Below are 17,608 nucleotides of genomic sequence, written 5' to 3'. Positions count from 1 at the left end.
TTCCATGCATGACAAAGTCCTGATCCTCGATTTCGGCTCCCAAGTCACCCAGCTGATCGCACGTCGCGTGCGCGAAGCCGCCGTGTTTTGCGAGATTCACCCCAACGATGTGAGCGATGAGTTCATCCGCTCGTTTGCGCCCAAGGCCATCATCCTGTCCGGCAGCCACGCTTCGACCTACGAAGACCATGAACTGCGCGCGCCGCAAGCCGTCTGGGACCTGGGTGTGCCGGTGCTGGGCATCTGCTACGGCATGCAGACCATGGCCGTGCAACTGGGCGGCAAGGTCGAGTGGAGCGACCACCGCGAATTCGGCTATGCCGAGGTGCGAGCCCACGGTCACACCAAGCTGCTGGACGGCATCCAAGACCACGCCACCATCGAAGGCCACGGCATGCTCAAGGTCTGGATGAGCCACGGCGACAAGGTCACCGCGCTGCCGCCCGGCTTCAAGCTGATGGCCTCGACGCCTAGCTGCCCAATCGCCGGCATGGCGAATGAAGAGAAGGGCTACTACGCCGTTCAGTTCCACCCCGAGGTGACCCACACGGTCAAGGGTCAGGCCATGCTGACGCGCTTTGTGCGTGAGATCGCCGGCTGCAAAGGCGACTGGATCATGGGCGACTACATCGAAGAAGCGGTCGCCAAGATCCGCGAGCAGGTTGGTGATGAAGAAGTCATCTTGGGTCTGTCCGGTGGCGTCGATTCATCAGTCGCTGCCGCTCTGATCCACCGCGCCATCGGCGACCAGCTGACATGTGTCTTCGTTGACCACGGTCTGCTGCGCCTGAACGAAGGCGATATGGTCATGGACATGTTCGCCGGCAAGCTGCATGCCAAGGTGATCCGTGTGGACGCCAGCGAACTCTTCCTGGGCCAGCTGGCCGGTGTCACTGACCCCGAGAAAAAGCGCAAGATCATCGGCGGCCTCTTCGTCGATGTCTTCAAGGCCGAGGCCGCCAAGCTCAAGGCAGGCGACGGCGGCCACAAGGGCGCAAGCTTCCTGGCTCAAGGCACCATCTACCCCGATGTGGTGGAAAGCGGCGGCACCAAGACCAAGAAGGCCACCACCATCAAGAGCCACCACAATGTCGGGGGCCTGCCGGAGCAACTGGGCTTGAAGCTGCTGGAGCCGCTGCGTGAGCTGTTCAAAGACGAGGTCCGCGCCCTGGGCGTGGAGCTGGGCTTGCCGGCCGAGATGGTCTACCGCCACCCCTTCCCAGGCCCTGGCCTGGGTGTGCGCATCCTGGGCGAGGTGAAGAAGGAATACGCCGATCTGCTGCGCCGTGCCGACGCCATCTTCATCGAAGAGCTGCGCGGCTGGAAGGACGAGTCCACAGGCAAGAGCTGGTACGACCTGACCAGCCAGGCCTTCACCGTCTTCTTGCCGGTCAAGAGCGTGGGCGTGATGGGTGACGGCCGCACTTACGACTATGTGGTGGCGCTGCGCGCCGTGATCACCAGTGACTTCATGACCGCCGACTGGGCCGAGCTGCCCTATGGTCTGCTGCGCAAGGTGTCGGGCCGCATCATCAATGAGGTGCGTGGCATCAACCGCGTGACCTACGACGTGTCGACCAAGCCGCCTGCGACCATTGAGTGGGAGTAAAGACGCGGTGCGTCTTTGCTGCTGCCGGCCAGTTTTGATCAATCCTTATCCATGCGCGCTGCTCTGAGCATTCTGGGCTTGGTCATTGTGCTGGCCCTCGTGCTTCAGCAGATGAAGCGATCGGCCAGCACGCTCGCGCCGCCCAAGCCAGCGGCGAGTGCGGCTGATGCTGCCCAGCCGCCGGCGGCGGCCACTGAGGCCGTGCGTCAGCAAGTGCAAGACGCGCTGAACCAAGGCTCGCAGCGGGCTTCGGAGGCCCAGCCTTGAGCAGTCAGTCGCCTTGGCTGCCGAGTGCGGCGGATGAGAATGCCATGCGCATTGCCCTGGATCAGGCACATAACGCCTGGCTTGCCGGGGAGGTGCCGGTCGGGGCCGTGTTGATGCGCGGCGGCCAGGTGATCGCGACAGGCTACAACCGGCCCATTACCACCCATGACCCGACAGCGCACGCCGAGATCGTGGCCTTGCGTCATGCCGCTACTTTGCTGGGCAATTACCGCTTGCCCGAATGCGAGCTGTTTGTGACCTTGGAGCCTTGCGCTATGTGCGCGATGGCGATGATGCATGCGCGGCTCAAACGGGTGGTGTTTGCAGCCCCCGACCCCAAGACCGGCGTGGCCGGCTCGGTGCTCAATCTCTTTGATCAGCCGCAGCTGAACCACCACACCTGCATTCAAGGCGGCGTGCTGGCCGAGGCCTCGGCGAAGCTGCTGCGCGAGTTTTTTGCGCAGCGGCGCGAGGCCGCTCGCGAGCGCCGTGCGGCCTTGCGGGCGCTGGCCCAAACGCCTGACGAGCCCATACCCACCGGCGACGTCACCCATCTCGATCTCCCACCGGATTTCATTTCAACGGACACCTCCTCATGAGCCACAGCAACACCTTGACCCTCTACACCCCGGCCGGCGTGCTGCTCAAGTCGCAGCCCATCAAGCGAGCTGCCAAGCGCCTGGCCAAGCTGGGCTTTGAAGTGACGATCGACGAAGCCGCTTTCGACAAGCAGCAGCGCTTTGGCGGCGATGACGAGACCCGCCTGAATGCGATTCACCGCGTGGCTGCGGCGGCGCCCAGCGTGGCTTTGGCGACGCGTGGTGGCTATGGTCTGACCCGCTTGCTCGACCGCATCGACTGGAAGCTCTTGGCCAAGAGCGTGGAGCAAGGCACCCGCTGGGTCGGCCAAAGCGATTTGACGGCCTTGCAACTGGGCTTGTTGACGCATGCCAAGGCGCAGAGCTGGGCTGGCCCGCTGGGCGTGGACTTTGGCCGCAGCAACGATGAAGGCGGCGTGGACGATGTGACCCAAGACTGCTTCACCGAAGCGATGAGCGGCTTGCTGGAGGCCGTGGGCTTTCGCACCGAAAAAGGCTTTGACGGCCTGACCGTGCGCGGCCAGCTGTGGGGCGGCAATCTGTGCATGGTGAACTCGATGTTAGGTACCAAGCACTTCCCGCGCATCAAGGGCGGCGTGCTCTTCCTGGAAGACATCAACGAGCATCCTTACCGAGTCGAGCGCAGCCTCTTGCAACTGGCACAGGCCGGTGTGTTGGATGCGCAAAAAGCCATCGTTTTGGGTGACTTTGGTGGCTGGCGCGAGTCGCCGCTGGACCGGGGCTACGGCCTCAAGTCGGCGATTGAAGCGGTGCGCGCCGTGACCAAGACGCCGATTCTGACCGGCCTGCCTTTTGGCCATGTGGACACCAAGGTCTGCCTGCCGGTGGGCGCCAAGGTGGACTTGGTGGTGCAGGGCCGCGATGTCTTGATGGGTTGGCAAAATGACCCGCAACTCAAGCATGACCATGAGCAGCATGCGCATGATCACGAAGCAGGGCAGGCCCACAGCCACTGATGGGCTTTGATGTGAGGGCCGCCGTCTGCGGCTTGTTTTTGCTGCTCGCGCTGCTGGGCTGCAATAACAGCCCGCACCCGGCCGGGGCCGAGCAGGAGAATACCCTCTACACCTCGTTTGATGAGCGCTCGCCGCGCTATCTGGACCCCACCTCGTCCTATAGCGCGCCGGAGACGGCCTATGCCTTTCACATCTACGAGCCGCTCTACAGCTATCACTACCTCAAGCGCCCTTATCAACTGACACCGCGGGCGGCCGCCGAGGTAGTGCGGCCCTACTACCTGGATGCGCAGGGCCGGCGCTTGCCGGACGACGTCAACCCGGCCTTGATCGCGCAAAGCGTCTACGACATTGCGCTGCGGCCTGGCCTTAGGTTTGCGCCTCACCCAGCCTTTGCCCGCGACGCGCAGGGCCGTTTGCGCTATCACGCGCTCAAACCCGAGGAGATCTTGGGCAAACGCTCGCCCTGGGATTTTGCCGAGCAGGGCACGCGCGAGTTGGTGGCCGAGGACTTTGTCTTCGCGCTCAAGCGCCATGCCTCGCCGCGCTTGGAGGCGCCGCTGTTTGCACTTTTCTCCGAACATGTGTTGGGCTTGAAAGCCTATGGCGAACTGCTGCGCAGCGAGAACGCCAAACTGATGGCCGGGCTGCCCGAAAACTTGGCCGACAAACCGTTCTTGGACCTGCGCCGCTGGCCGCTGGCGGGCGCCGAGGCGGTGGACAAGCACCTGCTGCGCATTCGCCTGAAGGGCAAATATCCGCAGTGGCAGTACTGGATGGCGATGACCTTTCTCGCGCCGGTGCCCTGGGAGGTGGACGCCTTTTACGCCCAGACCGGCATGAATGAGGCCGGCCTGAGTTGGAATCAGTGGCCGGTGGGGACGGGCCCTTTCATGATGACCGAGTACGTGCAGGATCAGCGTCATGTGATGAGCCGCAACCCGAACTACCGCGAGGAACTGTACCCTTGTGAAGGCAGCGAGGGCGACCGTGCCAATGGCTTGCTGCAGGACTGTGGCAAGCGTCTGCCCTTTGTCGACAAGATTGTGGCCACCATCATCAAGGAAAAGGTGCCGCGCAAGGAGCTGTTCAAGCAGGGCTACCTAGACATGCCCGAGATCGACCGCAATGACTGGGGCATCGACTTTCTGGTCGACAAAAGCGACTCGGCCGAGGCGGCCAAGAGCTTTGACGAGCGTGGCTTCAAGTTCCCGGTTGATGTGGACATCAGTAGTTGGTACATCGGCTTCAATTGGCTGGACCCGGTGGTTGGGCGCGGCGCCACGCCGCAGCAGCGCGTGCGCAACCGAAAGCTGCGGCAAGCCTTGTCGATTGCCATCGACTGGGAGGAGGGCTATGGCCGCATCTTCCGTAACAAGGGCGGCGTAGCGGCCCATGGGCCGGTGCCACCGGGCGTGTTTGGCTCGCGCGAAGGCCTGCCGGGGCAGTTCAACCCGATCACGCATGAAATGGTCGCCGGCAAGGTGCAGCGCCGCAGTATTGAGCAGGCCCGCGCTTTGATGGTTGAGGCGGGCTACCCGGAAGGGCGCGATGCGAAGACCGGCAAGCCCTTGGTGCTGAGCTATGACTATCAGCGCGTGATGCGGCCGGAGCTGAAGGCCGAGACCGATTGGATGGTGCGTCAGTTTGCCAAACTGGGCGTGCAGCTGGAGGTGCGCGCCACCGACTACAACCAGTTCCAGGAAAAGGTCTTGAAGGGCAAGCACCAGGTGTTCTGGTGGGGCTGGTTTGCCGACTATCCGGATGCCGAGAACTTTCTCTTCCTGCTCTATGGGCCGAATAGCAAGTCTCGGTTCGAGGGCGAGAACACCGCCAATTACGACAACCCCGAATACGACCAGCTGTACCAGCGCATGCAAACGCTGGACGACGGCCCGGAGAAACAACGGGTCATCGACCAGATGGTGGCAATTGCCCGCGAGGACTCGCCCTGGGCCTGGGGCTACTGGCCCTTTGTCGGCATGGCTTACCAGTCCTGGCTTTACAACGGCAAGCCCAGCATCGTGGTGCGCGATGCGCTGCGCTATGCCCGCATTGACGCCAAGGAGCGCAGCCGCAAGATCCGAGATTGGAATCACCCGGTCTGGTGGCCGCTGCTGATCTTGGTCTTGGGCGGTGGGCTGATCGTTTGGCGCACGCGCCATGCCTTTACCTTGTGTGAGCAGGCACCGGCGCCAGGCTATGCGGCGCAGGAGGAGGCGCGGTGACGTCTTATGTGCTGCGCCGGTTGGGCTACGGCTTTCTGATCCTGATCGGCGTCAACCTGCTGACCTTCTTTTTGTTTTTTTCGGTCAATACGCCGGACGATATGGCGCGCCTGAACATTGGCGGCAAGCGCGTCACGCAGGTGCAGATCGAACAATGGAAGAGCGAACGCGGCTACGACAAGCCGATGTATTGGCACGCCGGCGCCGAAGGGACCAAACAGCTCACCGACACGATCCTGTGGCAGCGCTCGGTGTCCTTGATGCTGTTCGACTTTGGCCGTTCGGATGCGCGCCAAGCAGTCAATATCGGACACGAGGTGAAGACCCGCATGGGCGTCAGCCTGCAGTTGGCGCTGCCGCTGTTCATCTTGCAGCTGATCATCAGCGTGGCCTTTGCACTGCTCTTGGTGTTCTTTCGCAACTCGGCCATCGACTTTTGGGGCGTGGTGCTGTGCGTGCTGATGCTGTCGATCTCGAGCCTGTTCTACATCATCGTCGGGCAGTTTTTCTTTTCGCGCCTGCTACGGCTGGTGCCGATGAATGGCTATGCCGGAGGCCTGGATGCGCTGCGCTTTCTGGCATTGCCGGTGTTGCTGTCGCTGCTTTCGCGCCTGGGCGGCGAGGCGCGCTTGTACCGCGCCATGTTCTTGGAGGAGGTGGGGCGCGACTATGTGCGCACCGCTCGCGCCAAGGGTTTGAGCGAGCAAAAGGTCTTGCTCAGGCATGTGCTGCGCAATGCGCTGATTCCGATTCTGACCAGCGCCGGCGGCTATCTGCCCTATGTGTTCATGGGCAGCCTGGTCTTCGAGAGCTTTTTTGGCATTCCCGGCCTGGGCGCCTTCGTGATCGAGGCGATCAGCGGGCAAGACTTCGCAATCGTCCGAACCATGGTGTTCCTTGGCGCCATGCTGTACATCGCCAGCAATGTGCTGATCGACATCGCCTACACCTGGGTTGACCCCCGCGTGCGGCTGAGCTGAGTTCAGGGGCGCAGCGATGGCATACAAGCTGGTGGTGTTGTGGACCGATGTGGCCTTGTGGGGTCTGTTAGCCGGGCTGCTGGCCTATGGCCTGCGGATTCGCGCGCATCCCCAGTTGCGGGCCACCTGGGCACGCGTGCTGCGCGACCCGGTGGCGGCCAGCAGCGGCGTGGTGCTGACGCTGATGCTGGGCGTAACGCTCTTGGACAGCCTGCATCTGCGCAGCGAACTGCCGCCGGGCGCAGCGGGGCAAAAGATGCAAGCCGAGCAAACCAGCGATGAGCGGGTCTATGACACTCGCACGGTTTCGGTGCTCGATCTTTTGCTGGCGCGGCAGATTGCCATGCGTGAGATCAGCTACTCGGCGCCCTTGGCTTACCTGGGTTTCAACAAAGAGCCGATCGATGCCGCGGGCGAGGGCGTGGGTTACGGTACCCGCACCGAAGGCGAAGCGGGGTCGGAGGCGGCGGGGCGCGGTTTTCCGCGTCTGCAATTTGGCGGCGCCCACTTGCGTCAGCCCGAGCAGGAGTGGGGCGCCGATGTGGCTCGGCGAGCGGGGGCAGGTCTTGCCTGGGGCGCGCTGCTGACGGCCTTGCTGGCCATCTTGCTGGCCGCTGGTTTGGCCACCTCGCATGGCGGATTCAAGTCGGCAGGGCGCGATCTGCTGATGGATCGCACCCACTACCCTTGGCGAGCCATGCTGCTGACTTGCGCCGTCACGGCCTTGCTCGCTGGTCCGGCGCTGGCGCTGATGGATCACTACCATGTGCTAGGCACCGACCGCACCGGCAATGATGTGCTCTACCAGGCCCTCAAGAGCCTGCGCACCGCCTTTGTGATCGGCGCCTTGTCAACATTGGCGACGCTGCCTTTCGCGCTGGCCTTGGGCGTGTTGGCGGGCTACTTCAGGGGCTGGGTGGATGAAGTGGTGCAGTACCTGTACACCACGCTGAGCTCGGTGCCGAATGTGCTCTTGATCGCCGCTTGCGTGCTGATGGTGCAGGTGTTTTTGGACAAGAACCCGGATTTGTTTGAGACCGGCGTCGAGCGCGCCGATCTGAAGATGTTCATGCTGTGCTTGATCCTGGGCGTGACCGGTTGGGCTGGGCTGTGTCGCCTGGTGCGAGCTGAAACCTTGAAGCTGCGCGAGCTGGACTATGTGCAAGCGGCCCATGCTTTTGGCGTCAGCCATGGCCGCATCATGGCGCGGCATGTCTTGCCGAATGTGTTGCACCTCGTATTGATCTCGGTGGTGCTGAGTTTTTCGGAGCTAATTCTGTATGAGGCGGTGCTGACCTATGTGGGCGTCGGGGTTGATCCAACCATGAACAGCTTCGGCAGCATGATCAATCTTGCGCGCTCCGAGATGTCGAGTGACCCGGTGGTGTGGTGGAGCTTTTGCGCCGCTTTCGGTTTCATGCTGACTCTGGTGCTGGCGGCCAATCTGTTTGCCGATGGTGTGCGCGATGCTTTTGACCCGCGTTCGCGCAATGCGCGGCCGCATCGGTCCAAGACATTGAAAGTGCGGGGCTGAGGCGTCTATGTTGCACATCGATCAGCTCAAAGTCTGTCTGGATGCCGAAGTTGGCCTGGTGCGGGCCATTGACGGCATGGCCTTGACGCTGAAACGCGGTGAAACTTTTGCGCTCGTCGGTGAGTCCGGTTGCGGCAAAAGCATGACGGCGCTGGCGCTGATGCGTTTGTTGCCGCAAGGGGCGCGCATCACGGCCGGGCGTTTGCATCTGGACGGGGTCGATGTCTTGGGGCTGCCAGAGTCGCAGATGCGCGGCGTTCGCGGTGGGCGCATCGGCATGATTTTTCAGGAGCCATCGACTTCGTTGAACCCGGTCATGCGGATTGGCGACCAGATCGTCGAGGCGATCCAGACCCATACCTCCTTGCGCGGGACGGCGGCACGCGCCCGAGCCCTGGAGTGGCTGGCGCGGGTCGGCATTGCGGAGCCGGAGCGACGCATCGACGACTACCCCTTTCAGATCAGCGGCGGGCAAAAGCAGCGCGTGATGATCGCCATGACGCTGGCGGGCGAGCCCGACTATTTGATTGCCGATGAGCCGACCACCGCACTCGATGTGACGATACAGGCTCAGATCCTTGCCTTGCTGAAGGACTTGCAGCGCGAACGCGGCCTGGGCATTTTGTTGATTACCCACGATCTGGGCGTGGTGGCCGGCATGGCCCATCAGGTGGCGCTGATGTATGCAGGGCAGATCATTGAAGTAGCTGCGGCGCCGGAGTTCTTTGCCTCGCCCCGGCACCCTTACGCTCGACTGCTGCTGCAAGCGCTGCCCGACGTGGCCAAGCGCGATCAGCCTCTGGCGGCCATCGCCGGCAATGTACCGCCCTTGTGGACGGACTTTCAGGGCTGCCGTTTCGCCCCGCGCTGTGATCGGGTGATGCGCCATTGTCTGCATACGGCGCCAGAGTTGTTGGCGGCTGAGGAGGGGCTTGCCTCGCATCAGGTGCGCTGCTTGCTGTATTCGGGCCCGCGAGAGGCTGAACAGGTGCAGGGCAGGGCGGCCGTCGATGCGAACCTCTCACCGCGCCCGCAAACACCAGGTCCGGTCGAAGCCGCCATGCCCTTGTTGGAGCTCAAGAGCTTGTCGGTTCACTACCCCTTGCGTCGGCGCTTGTTCTCCAGCGGCGAAGCGACGTTGTTCAAGGCGGTTGACGGGGTGTCATTCAAGTTGGCGGCGGGGCGCACCCTGGCCTTGGTGGGCGAGTCGGGCTGTGGCAAGACGACGACCGGCAAGGCGATCATGCAGTTGCTGCGCGGCAATGCGCGGCTTGCGGGGCAGGTCTTGCTGGACGGGCAAGACTTGGCCGGCTTGCACGGTGCAGCGCTGCTGCAAGCGCGCCGCTCGGTGCAGATGATTTTTCAGGATCCATTTGCCTCCTTGAACCCGCGCATGCGGGTGCTGGATCTGCTTGAAGAAGGCATGCTGGCCCTGCGGCCGGAACTGGATGCCCCGGCGCGCCTGCGTCGCTTGCATCAGTTGCTTGAACAAGTGGGCCTGCCGGCCGAGGCCTTGCGTCGCTGGCCGCATGAGTTTTCGGGTGGCCAGCGCCAACGTATCGCGATTGCCCGGGCCTTGGCGGTGGAACCACGACTGATCGTGTGCGACGAGCCCACTTCGGCGTTGGACGTCTCGGTGCAGGCGCAAATCCTCAATTTGCTGCGTGACTTGCAGCGCGAGCAGGGCTTGGCCTATCTCTTCATCACCCACAACCTAGCGGTGGTGGAGTATCTGGCCGATGAGGTGGTCGTGATGCAAGGCGGGCGCGTCGTTGAGGCCGGCCCAAGCGATGCGGTGTTGAGTCATCCTCAACAGGCCTACACCCAAGCGCTGCTCCGCGCGGTGCCCAGGGGCCATGCGACTCGGTCTTAGGGCGGCCGGCCCCAACTTGCCCCAGGTCGCTGGACCGGTGTTTTTGTTGCCAATGAGCAACGAGCGGCTGCCACGGGCAAATTAGAGCAAACACCCGGTGTCTTGCTTGAGGCTCGCGCAAGGGGCTAGCAATTTTTTTGGTGTTCCTCCATGAAATCAATGACTTGGGGGTTTCGTCCCTATGGGGGTGCATGACCATCAGCACTTGTTTGCCCTGGGGGCGCTAGGACTTCCCCTAGCCTCACGCATGACTTCCGGCATCAAGAATGGCGACATGCAAGTGGGGAATTGGCGTTCCGTGACCGACGGCTCCTGTCGATTTCCGCTAGCACCGTGTCTATCGACTGATTTCGTCATCGAAGGAGTTTCAATGTTTAAAAGGTCCAAAGTCTGCACAGGCGTACTGCTCGCCCTGGGCAGCGCCAGTTTTCTGGCCTCTGTCGCTCAAGCTCAAGAGCAGCTCAACCGGGTTGAAGTGACGGGCTCGTCCATCAAGCGCGTTGCCGCTGAAGGCGCGTTGCCGGTTCAAACCTTCACTGCCAAGGAAATCGCCAAGTCGGGCGTGACCACGGTGCAAGACTTCATCCAGCAACTGCCGGTGATGCAGGGCTTCTCGGTGGCGGCTGACTCCGTCGGCGGCGGCGGTGGCGGTACAACCACTGCGTCGATCCACGACGTGGGCGCGCAATACACCCTGGTGCTGTTGAATGGCCGCCGCGTGGCGCCTGCCAACTCCGGCACGACCATTGACTTGAACAGCATTCCGCTGGCCGCTGTTGAGCGTATCGAAGTGCTGACCGACGGCGCTTCGGCGCTGTACGGCTCTGACGCGATTGCCGGCGTGGTCAACTTCATCCTGAAGAAGGGTGAGGCTCCGCTGACCATCGACGCGCGTTACCAGATGCCTCAGCACACCGGTGGCGAGAGCTACAACCTGGGCATCAGCAAGGGTTTTGGCGATATCGAGCGTGATGGCTACTCCATCTTTGCCGCCGTCAGCTATGACAAGTTCAAGCAGCTGAAGGCCAAGGACCGCGAGTTCGCCAAGACCGGTATCATCGATTTCACCAACGGTGGCCGTAACCTCGAATTCTTCAACGGTTCTTCGCGCTCGGTGCCGCCGAACGTTGACGTCACGTACTTCACCGAGCCGCCGCTGCCCGCCGATTCGACCGCCGTCCGCAAGACAGCACGTACCTCGCTGAATCCGTACCTGATGAAGAACGGCGCTTGCCCTGACGCGCACGTTGTCGGTGGCCGCCAGTGTATTTTTGACTACACCTCTTCGGTCGAAATCTTCCCTGAGCAAGAGCGCGCAAGCTTCTTCTCTTCCGGCGAAGTCAAGCTCGGCAGCTCCGGTCTGAAGTTGTTCGGTGACTTGGCTTTGACCGACGCGCACATCCGCGCTCGTATCGCTCCGTACCCGGCTGAATTCGGTCTGGCCAGTACACACCCCTACTTCACCAAGTACATTGCCCCGTACCTGACCGCCGACCAATTGGCGAATGTGAAGAGCGTCAACGTCAAGTACCGTCTGTACGACATGGGCAACCGCTCGTACGACTACCAGACCAAGGCCAACCATGCCGTCATTGGCTTGGACGGCGCGCTGGCAGGCTGGGACTTCAACACCGCCTTGACCTACTCGACCCAGAAGCAACTGCAGAACTACGAAGGCGGCTTCCCGCTGGCTGACAAGTTCAATGCTGCGATCCAGGCACAAAAGATCGATCCGTTCCCCTACACGCTGGGCACGATGCCGCCCGAGATGCTGCAGGCCTTGAACGACACCCAGTACAAGGGCAACTACAACACCACCGACATCAAGATGTACGGTGTTGATGCCCGCGCATCGCGCGAGTTGTTCGCTATGTCGGGTGGTGCTGCCGCGATCGCTGTTGGCGCTGACTTCCGCAAGAACTCCTATGACGTGCGCGCCAATCAGGCCGTCGCCAATGCAGAAATCTTGTTCGATGATCCGCAGTCCGAGTTCGGCATGAAGCGTTCCAACTGGGGCGTGTTCTCCGAGTTGGTGATGCCTGTGACCAAGCAGTTGGAATTGTCGGGCGCCGTGCGTTATGACTCGGTCTCGGGTGTGGATGACACCTTGAACAACAAGAAGTTCGGCGATACAGAGTCGGCCTCGACTTACAAGCTCAGCTTCAAGTACCGTCCTCTGACGAACTTGGTGACGCGTGGTTCCTACGGCACGGGCTTCCGTGTCGCCACGATGTCGCAAATCGCTCAACCGTTGGTTGACTTCGGCGTGACCGGCGGCTCCTATGCTTGCCCGTTCAAGTCGGGCGGCTATGACCCGCTGGGCTATGCAGCCAAGGGCTATATCTGCGACCGTCAAATGGAAGCCTTCCAAGGCGGCAATGGCGGCTTGAAGCCTGAGTCGTCGAAGCAGTGGACCTTGGGCTTTGTGTTCGATGCCGCCGAGAACTTCTCGATGGGCATGGACTACTGGTCGGTGAAGGTGAAGGATGCGGTGTCTTCGGTCAGCGAAGACCTGATCATCAACAATCCAGCCAAGTACCTGGACCTGTACACGACCAAGACCAAGGCTTCCAACGGCCAGACCTACGTCGCTATCAAGCTGATGCCGATCAACATCGGTCAGATTGAAAACGAAGGTATTGACTGGAACTTTGTGCTGCGTAACAACCTGCCCATCGGTCGCTTGACGACACGTGTGGCCGGTACTTACCTGGTCAAGTCGCGCTACACCACGCCCGGTACCTCGGATCAGTGGGAAGACAGCATGGACCACTGGGGTAGCAACAGCGCGGTCAGCTTCCGTAACGTGATGAATGCTTCGGCCACCTTGGATTCGGGTGCTTGGAGCCACACACTGAACTGGAACTACCGTAACGGCTACAAGGACATCCATCACAACGAAGACAACTGCGCTGTGAGCGATGTGGATACCGGTGATTGCGTTGATACGCAGCTGACCGTGAAGTCCTACTACACCTTCGACTGGCAGACCCGTTATGCCTTCAACAAGAGCCTGACCATTGTTGGCGGCGTGACCAATATCGGCGACATGAAGCCGCCGCTGTCGCTGCGCAACGTCGGTAGCCACCAGCTGGGCTATGACCCACGTTACGCCAGCCCTGTTGGCCGTACGTTCTACATGAGCGCCCAATACAAGTTCTAAGAACTTAAGGCGCTAGACGGGCCTTAGCGGCCCATCTAACGGAACCCCTTGATGCATCAGCATCAAGGGGTTTTTTCATTGCGCGCGCTTTGTAATTTATGGTGACAGCCTGGTGAAAACCCTAGCCCTGCGTGAGTGCGAGTCTTGATTGATACCAGTAAAATACCACCAACAAAATGCACTGAAACCGTCCGGTAACCTGGGTGGGTGCTGAGTGCCGTATCGGGAAATCCCCATGGGCGAGTGGCTTTCGAACTCGTTTATGATCCGGGGCGCTGAAGTTTTGGGTCTTGCTTTGCAAGCTGCGAGTAAGGTCTGAAGCGTTGGTGTGGCCCGCGGCCCCAAGCTGACGGGCATTTTTGTTTGATGGACGTGACTTGTGTCTTTGGGCGCAAGTCAATGTAGGTTCGAGACGGGCGCTGCGCAGGGTTAAATGTCCCGACGTGTCTTGATGAAAGAATTTCGCAGTCTTAAGAAGGAGCGCGCATGAACTTTGCGCAGGAGAAGAACGGCTCGTCACGCCTTGTGGGCTTCGGCATCGTGGTGCTGATTCACATCTTGGTGGTGTGGGCGATTGCCAGTGGTTTGGCACGTGAAATCGTCAAGGCTGTTGCCGGGCCGATTGAAACCAAGGTGATTGAAGAGAAGGTCAAGCCGCCGCCACCGCCTGAGAAGGTTGTGCCGCCGCCACCCGATCTGAAGGCTCCGCCACCACCATTCGTGCCGCCGCCTGAATTCCAGGTGACAGCGCCTCCGCCGCCGATGGCAACGCCGATTGCGTCGACCCAGGTCGCGCCTCCGGTCCAAGCCGCCAAGGCAGCTCCAGCCCCTGTGGCTGCGCCCCCGGCACCTCCTGCGCCTCCGCGCACTGGGCCGATCAAGGCGGGTGTGGCTTGCACCAAGATGGCCAAGCCTGAGTTGCCTTCGGTGAACTGGAGCGGTGAAGCCTTGTACAAGGCCACCGCAACGGTGAAGGCCGGTCGCGTGGTCGATGTGAGTGTTTCGAGCCTGCGTGGTGGTGTTGACCGCAAGGCCGAGCGCGCAATGAGGGCCGCCATCGAAACCACGATGCGCGACGGCTACGAATGCCCGGGTGACTGGGTGATCGAGCAGGAATTCCAGTTCCGCATCGATTAAGCCTTAGCCCCAGATTTTTTATACATGGGGCCGGGCCTACCGCCTGGCTCCGTTTCTCTCAAACTGTTCCAGTTTTCTTCCGCAGGAGTTGACTCCATGATCTCTCGTATTTCCGGCCTGATCGCCGCAGTTGCTTTCGCTGCCACTCTGGCAATCTCGCCTGTCCACGCTCAAGAAGCCAAGCCTGCTGACGCTGTTGCTTCGGCTCCCGCTGATGCCGCTCCTGCCGAAGCTGCCGCTCCTGTGGCCGCTGCCGCTGCCAAGCCAGCCGACAATCCTTACGGCCTGAAAGCCATGTTGGAGCACGGCGACTTCGTGTCCAAGGGCGTGTTGGCTCTGCTGGTCATCATGTCGATGGGCAGCTGGTACATCCTGATCACCAAGCTGTGGGACACCCAGAAGCTGGCCAACGAAGCCAAGGAAGTTCGCGCTTCCTTCTTCAAGAAGGCTAACCTGGCTGAAGGCGTCAAGGGTCTGCGTGCTGAAAGCGCATTCCGCTTCATCGCTGGTTCGGCCATTGAGGCTTCCGAGCACCACGAAGGCGCGCTGACCGAGAACATCGATCACAGCACCTGGGTGACGATGAATGTTGAGCGCAGCGTTTCCGAAGTGAACAGCCGCGTGCAAACCGGCCTGGGCTTCCTGGCTACCGTCGGTTCGACCTCGCCGTTCATCGGCTTGTTCGGCACGGTGTGGGGTATTCTGCAAGCGCTGACCGCCATCGGCGTTGCCGGCCAGGCATCGATCGACAAGGTCGCCGGCCCTGTGGGTGAAGCGCTGTTGATGACTGCTTTCGGTCTGTTCGTTGCTGTGCCTGCCGTGCTGGGTTACAACTGGCTGGTGAATCGCAACAAGCAAGTCATGGGTCAAGTGCGTGAATTCGCTGCTGACGTCCACGGCGTGCTGATGGGCAACCGTCAAGTCAAGCGCTAATCAGCGCTAGTCCGGAGAACCCATTATGGGAATGAACGTCGGATCCTCTTCCGGCGATGATGAAGTGGTTTCGACCATCAACACCACGCCCCTCGTGGACGTGATGTTGGTGCTCTTGATCATCTTCCTCATCACCATTCCGGCGGTGATCAGCACGGTGAAGGTGGAGCTCCCCAAGGAGACCAACATCCCGCGCGTCACCAAGCCGGAGAATATTGAAATTGCCGTGACCCGTGATGGCGACATCTACTGGAACACGACTTTGGTGCCGGATGCTGATGCCCTGGTTAAGCGCCTGGGCAAGGTGGCGGTGCTGAATCCTCAGCCCGAAGTGCACGTGCGCGGTGACGACAAGTCCCGCTACGAGTCCGTCGGACGTGTGGTTTACGCTTGTCAGCGTGCTGGCATCATGAAGGTCAGCTTTGTCACCCAGCCGCCCGAGCGTGGTGGTTGAGGCGACGAGGAGATAAGACATGGGAATGAATGTTGGCAGTTCGTCCGGTGGAGACGAACCCGAAGTGATGATGGACGTCAATACGACGCCCTTGATCGACGTGATGCTGGTGCTGATCGTGATGTTGATCATCACGATTCCTATCCAGCTGCACTCGGTGAATCTGGATATGCCTCCTCCGAGCAATCAGCAGCCGCTGAAAGAGCCGGTGACGCACGAAGTCTTCATCGACTTTGACGGCACGGTCAGCTGGGACGGCGTGGCGCTGGCCAATCAGGGCGCTGTTGAAGCGAAGCTGATGGAAGTGGCCGCTGAGCCGGATCAGTCCGAAGTGCACATCAAGCCGAACAAGCTGGCCGAGTACGGCGCCGTGGCAGCCGTGATGGCTGCTGCTCAGCGACTGGGCGTCAAGAAGATGGGCATGGTCGGTAACGAGCAGTACGTCAAGTGACACTTTGAGCAATGACGAACGCGCTGCCCGCAAGGGCTGCGCGTTTTTTTTCGCGATATTCCGTAGAAGGTATTCAACATGAAGTTCAAGACGCTGGCCTCAGTCGCGATCGGCGCTGCGGCGTTTGCTTTTGGCTCGGCCCCTAACGGCGAGCTCGGTGTGGCCCAAGCCCAGGCTCAGGCCGAAGGTGTGCGCCCTGAGGTGGGCAAGCATCTGAAGGACGCCGGTGCCCTGATCAAGGCTGGCAAGCACAAGGAAGCTCTGGCCAAGGTGCGTGACGCCGAAGCAGTCGGTGGCCGCAATGCGACCGAGAACTACACCATCGAAGGCATGCGCATGGCCGCTGCTTCGGGTGCGAGTGATGCCGATTCGATGGTCAAGGCGTTTGAAGCCATGAAGGCCAGCGGCAAGTTGGCCCAGGCCGACCAGCTGCGCATGATCGAAGGCATTGCCGGCACCTATCTTCGCAACAAGGACAACGCCAAGGCTCTGAGCTGGGCGCAGCGTTACTTTAAGGAAGGCGGCAACAGCCCCACCATGAAGACTGTGCTGACGAACGCGCAGTTCCTGTCCGGCGATATGACCGCCATCATCAAGGAGACCAGCGAGGACATCGCTGCCGACGAGAAGGCCGGTCGCACACCCTCCAAGGACAAGCTCAACCTGCTGCTCAGCGCCGCTCAGAAGAAGGGCGACGGCAATGCCGAAGGCCTGGCCATCGAGAAGCTGCTGAACTTCTACCCCAGCAAAGAGCTGTGGACGCAAGTTCTGGGTGGCTTGCAGTCGAAGAAAGGTTTCTCTGATCGCTTCGGCCTCGACGTCTATCGTTTGAAGCTGGTGACCGGCAATCTGAAGGACGCCAACGACTACATGGAAATGGCGCAGCTGGCGGCTCAAGCTGGCTATCCTGAAGAAGGCAAGATGGTGGTCGACAAAGGTCTGGCCGCTGGCATCCTGGGTCAAGGCGCCGAAGGTGCGCGTCACAAGCGTCTGCAAGACCTGATGACCAAGCGCATTGCCGAAGCCAAGGCTGGTTTGCCTGAGGCTGAGAAGGCTGCCATGGCTTCTAAGAACGGCGATCTGCTGGTGCCGCTGGGCCTGGCCTACGCTTTCCGCGGCGAAGCCGCCAAGGGCGCCAAGCTGATCGAGGAAGGCATTGCCAAGGATTCGCTAAAGCGTCCCGAAGATGCCAAGCTCTACCTCGGTATGGCTCAAGCCATGGCCGGCGACAACAGCAAGGCCTTGGCCAGCTGGAAGTCGGTCAAGGGCGGCGAAGGCGCCGGCGATCTGGCACGCCTGTGGAGCATCCATACCCGCAGCGCCAAGCGTTAATGCTTGAAAGCCCGAGGCCCAGCTTCGGGCTTGGCTCAAAACAAAGGGCCCCGGCTTGCGCCGGGGCCCTT

Annotated in this window: 14 protein-coding genes; all 14 read left to right on the top strand. The window is 61.2% G+C overall.

Annotated features, from left to right (window positions below; translation table 11 throughout):
* Nucleotides 1-4 precede the first annotated feature (4 nt).
* The 14 genes from guaA (at nucleotide 5) to WG899_RS07075 (ending at nucleotide 17,537) form a co-directional block, all read left to right on the top strand.
* A complete protein-coding gene (gene guaA, locus WG899_RS07140) occupies nucleotides 5-1,609 on the top strand; it encodes a glutamine-hydrolyzing GMP synthase (protein ID WP_339594938.1) in 1,605 nt (534 codons plus the stop codon).
* A 51-nt stretch (nucleotides 1,610-1,660) separates the two neighbouring features.
* Nucleotides 1,661-1,876, top strand: coding sequence for a hypothetical protein (locus tag WG899_RS07135; protein ID WP_339594937.1), 216 nt, complete (start codon nucleotides 1,661-1,663; stop codon nucleotides 1,874-1,876).
* A gap of 44 nt (nucleotides 1,877-1,920) precedes the next feature.
* Complete coding sequence (gene tadA / locus WG899_RS07130; protein ID WP_422045271.1) at nucleotides 1,921-2,475, top strand: tRNA adenosine(34) deaminase TadA; 555 nt, start codon at nucleotides 1,921-1,923, stop codon at nucleotides 2,473-2,475.
* Complete coding sequence (locus tag WG899_RS07125; RefSeq protein WP_339594935.1) at nucleotides 2,472-3,452, top strand: LD-carboxypeptidase; 981 nt, start codon at nucleotides 2,472-2,474, stop codon at nucleotides 3,450-3,452. Before tadA ends, WG899_RS07125 begins: the two co-directional genes overlap by 4 nt.
* Entirely contained in the window at nucleotides 3,449-5,680 is a 2,232-nt protein-coding gene (locus WG899_RS07120; protein ID WP_444718824.1) for an ABC transporter substrate-binding protein, read from the top strand. Before WG899_RS07125 ends, WG899_RS07120 begins: the two co-directional genes overlap by 4 nt.
* The gene (locus WG899_RS07115; RefSeq protein WP_339594933.1) at nucleotides 5,677-6,660 is read left to right on the top strand and encodes an ABC transporter permease; all 984 of its coding nucleotides are present in this window, start codon (nucleotides 5,677-5,679) and stop codon (nucleotides 6,658-6,660) included. Before WG899_RS07120 ends, WG899_RS07115 begins: the two co-directional genes overlap by 4 nt.
* Before the next feature lie 16 nt (nucleotides 6,661-6,676).
* Nucleotides 6,677-8,194, top strand: coding sequence for an ABC transporter permease (locus WG899_RS07110; RefSeq protein WP_339594932.1), 1,518 nt, complete (start codon nucleotides 6,677-6,679; stop codon nucleotides 8,192-8,194).
* 7 nt (nucleotides 8,195-8,201) lie between these two features.
* A complete protein-coding gene (locus tag WG899_RS07105; protein ID WP_339594931.1) occupies nucleotides 8,202-10,067 on the top strand; it encodes an ABC transporter ATP-binding protein in 1,866 nt (621 codons plus the stop codon).
* A 370-nt stretch (nucleotides 10,068-10,437) separates the two neighbouring features.
* Entirely contained in the window at nucleotides 10,438-13,230 is a 2,793-nt protein-coding gene (locus tag WG899_RS07100) for a TonB-dependent receptor domain-containing protein (protein ID WP_339594930.1), read from the top strand.
* Between the two features lie 486 nt (nucleotides 13,231-13,716).
* Nucleotides 13,717-14,367 carry an ABC transporter substrate-binding protein gene (locus WG899_RS07095; RefSeq protein ID WP_339594929.1) on the top strand — a complete coding sequence of 217 codons (651 nt, stop codon included), beginning with the start codon at nucleotides 13,717-13,719 and terminating at the stop codon, nucleotides 14,365-14,367.
* 96 nt (nucleotides 14,368-14,463) lie between these two features.
* Nucleotides 14,464-15,300 (top strand): MotA/TolQ/ExbB proton channel family protein, encoded by an 837-nt coding sequence (locus tag WG899_RS07090; protein WP_339594928.1) that lies wholly within the window; start codon nucleotides 14,464-14,466, stop codon nucleotides 15,298-15,300.
* A gap of 25 nt (nucleotides 15,301-15,325) precedes the next feature.
* The gene (locus WG899_RS07085; protein WP_263536902.1) at nucleotides 15,326-15,754 is read left to right on the top strand and encodes an ExbD/TolR family protein; all 429 of its coding nucleotides are present in this window, start codon (nucleotides 15,326-15,328) and stop codon (nucleotides 15,752-15,754) included.
* Nucleotides 15,755-15,773: 19 nt separating this feature from the next.
* Nucleotides 15,774-16,205, top strand: a complete 432-nt coding sequence (locus tag WG899_RS07080; protein WP_339594927.1) for an ExbD/TolR family protein — start codon at nucleotides 15,774-15,776, stop codon at nucleotides 16,203-16,205.
* A gap of 78 nt (nucleotides 16,206-16,283) precedes the next feature.
* A complete protein-coding gene (locus WG899_RS07075; protein ID WP_339594926.1) occupies nucleotides 16,284-17,537 on the top strand; it encodes a tetratricopeptide repeat protein in 1,254 nt (417 codons plus the stop codon).
* Nucleotides 17,538-17,608: the final 71 nt, after the last annotated feature.

Source organism: Paucibacter hankyongi (assembly GCF_037482915.1).
Taxonomy (GTDB): domain Bacteria; phylum Pseudomonadota; class Gammaproteobacteria; order Burkholderiales; family Burkholderiaceae_C; genus Paucibacter_A; species Paucibacter_A hankyongi.
Note: the sequence above shows the minus strand (reverse complement) of the source record. Positions and strands in the feature narration are given on the sequence as shown.

Coding starts and splice junctions, on each gene's coding strand:
- WG899_RS07085 (WP_263536902.1), top strand. CDS start 15,326: ATGGGAATGAACGTCGGATCCTCTTCCGGCGATGATGAAGTGGTTTCG.
- WG899_RS07095 (WP_339594929.1), top strand. CDS start 13,717: ATGAACTTTGCGCAGGAGAAGAACGGCTCGTCACGCCTTGTGGGCTTC.
- WG899_RS07075 (WP_339594926.1), top strand. CDS start 16,284: ATGAAGTTCAAGACGCTGGCCTCAGTCGCGATCGGCGCTGCGGCGTTT.
- WG899_RS07090 (WP_339594928.1), top strand. CDS start 14,464: ATGATCTCTCGTATTTCCGGCCTGATCGCCGCAGTTGCTTTCGCTGCC.
- WG899_RS07080 (WP_339594927.1), top strand. CDS start 15,774: ATGGGAATGAATGTTGGCAGTTCGTCCGGTGGAGACGAACCCGAAGTG.
- WG899_RS07100 (WP_339594930.1), top strand. CDS start 10,438: ATGTTTAAAAGGTCCAAAGTCTGCACAGGCGTACTGCTCGCCCTGGGC.
- guaA (WP_339594938.1), top strand. CDS start 5: ATGCATGACAAAGTCCTGATCCTCGATTTCGGCTCCCAAGTCACCCAG.
- WG899_RS07105 (WP_339594931.1), top strand. CDS start 8,202: ATGTTGCACATCGATCAGCTCAAAGTCTGTCTGGATGCCGAAGTTGGC.
- tadA (WP_422045271.1), top strand. CDS start 1,921: ATGCGCATTGCCCTGGATCAGGCACATAACGCCTGGCTTGCCGGGGAG.
- WG899_RS07135 (WP_339594937.1), top strand. CDS start 1,661: ATGCGCGCTGCTCTGAGCATTCTGGGCTTGGTCATTGTGCTGGCCCTC.
- WG899_RS07125 (WP_339594935.1), top strand. CDS start 2,472: ATGAGCCACAGCAACACCTTGACCCTCTACACCCCGGCCGGCGTGCTG.
- WG899_RS07110 (WP_339594932.1), top strand. CDS start 6,677: ATGGCATACAAGCTGGTGGTGTTGTGGACCGATGTGGCCTTGTGGGGT.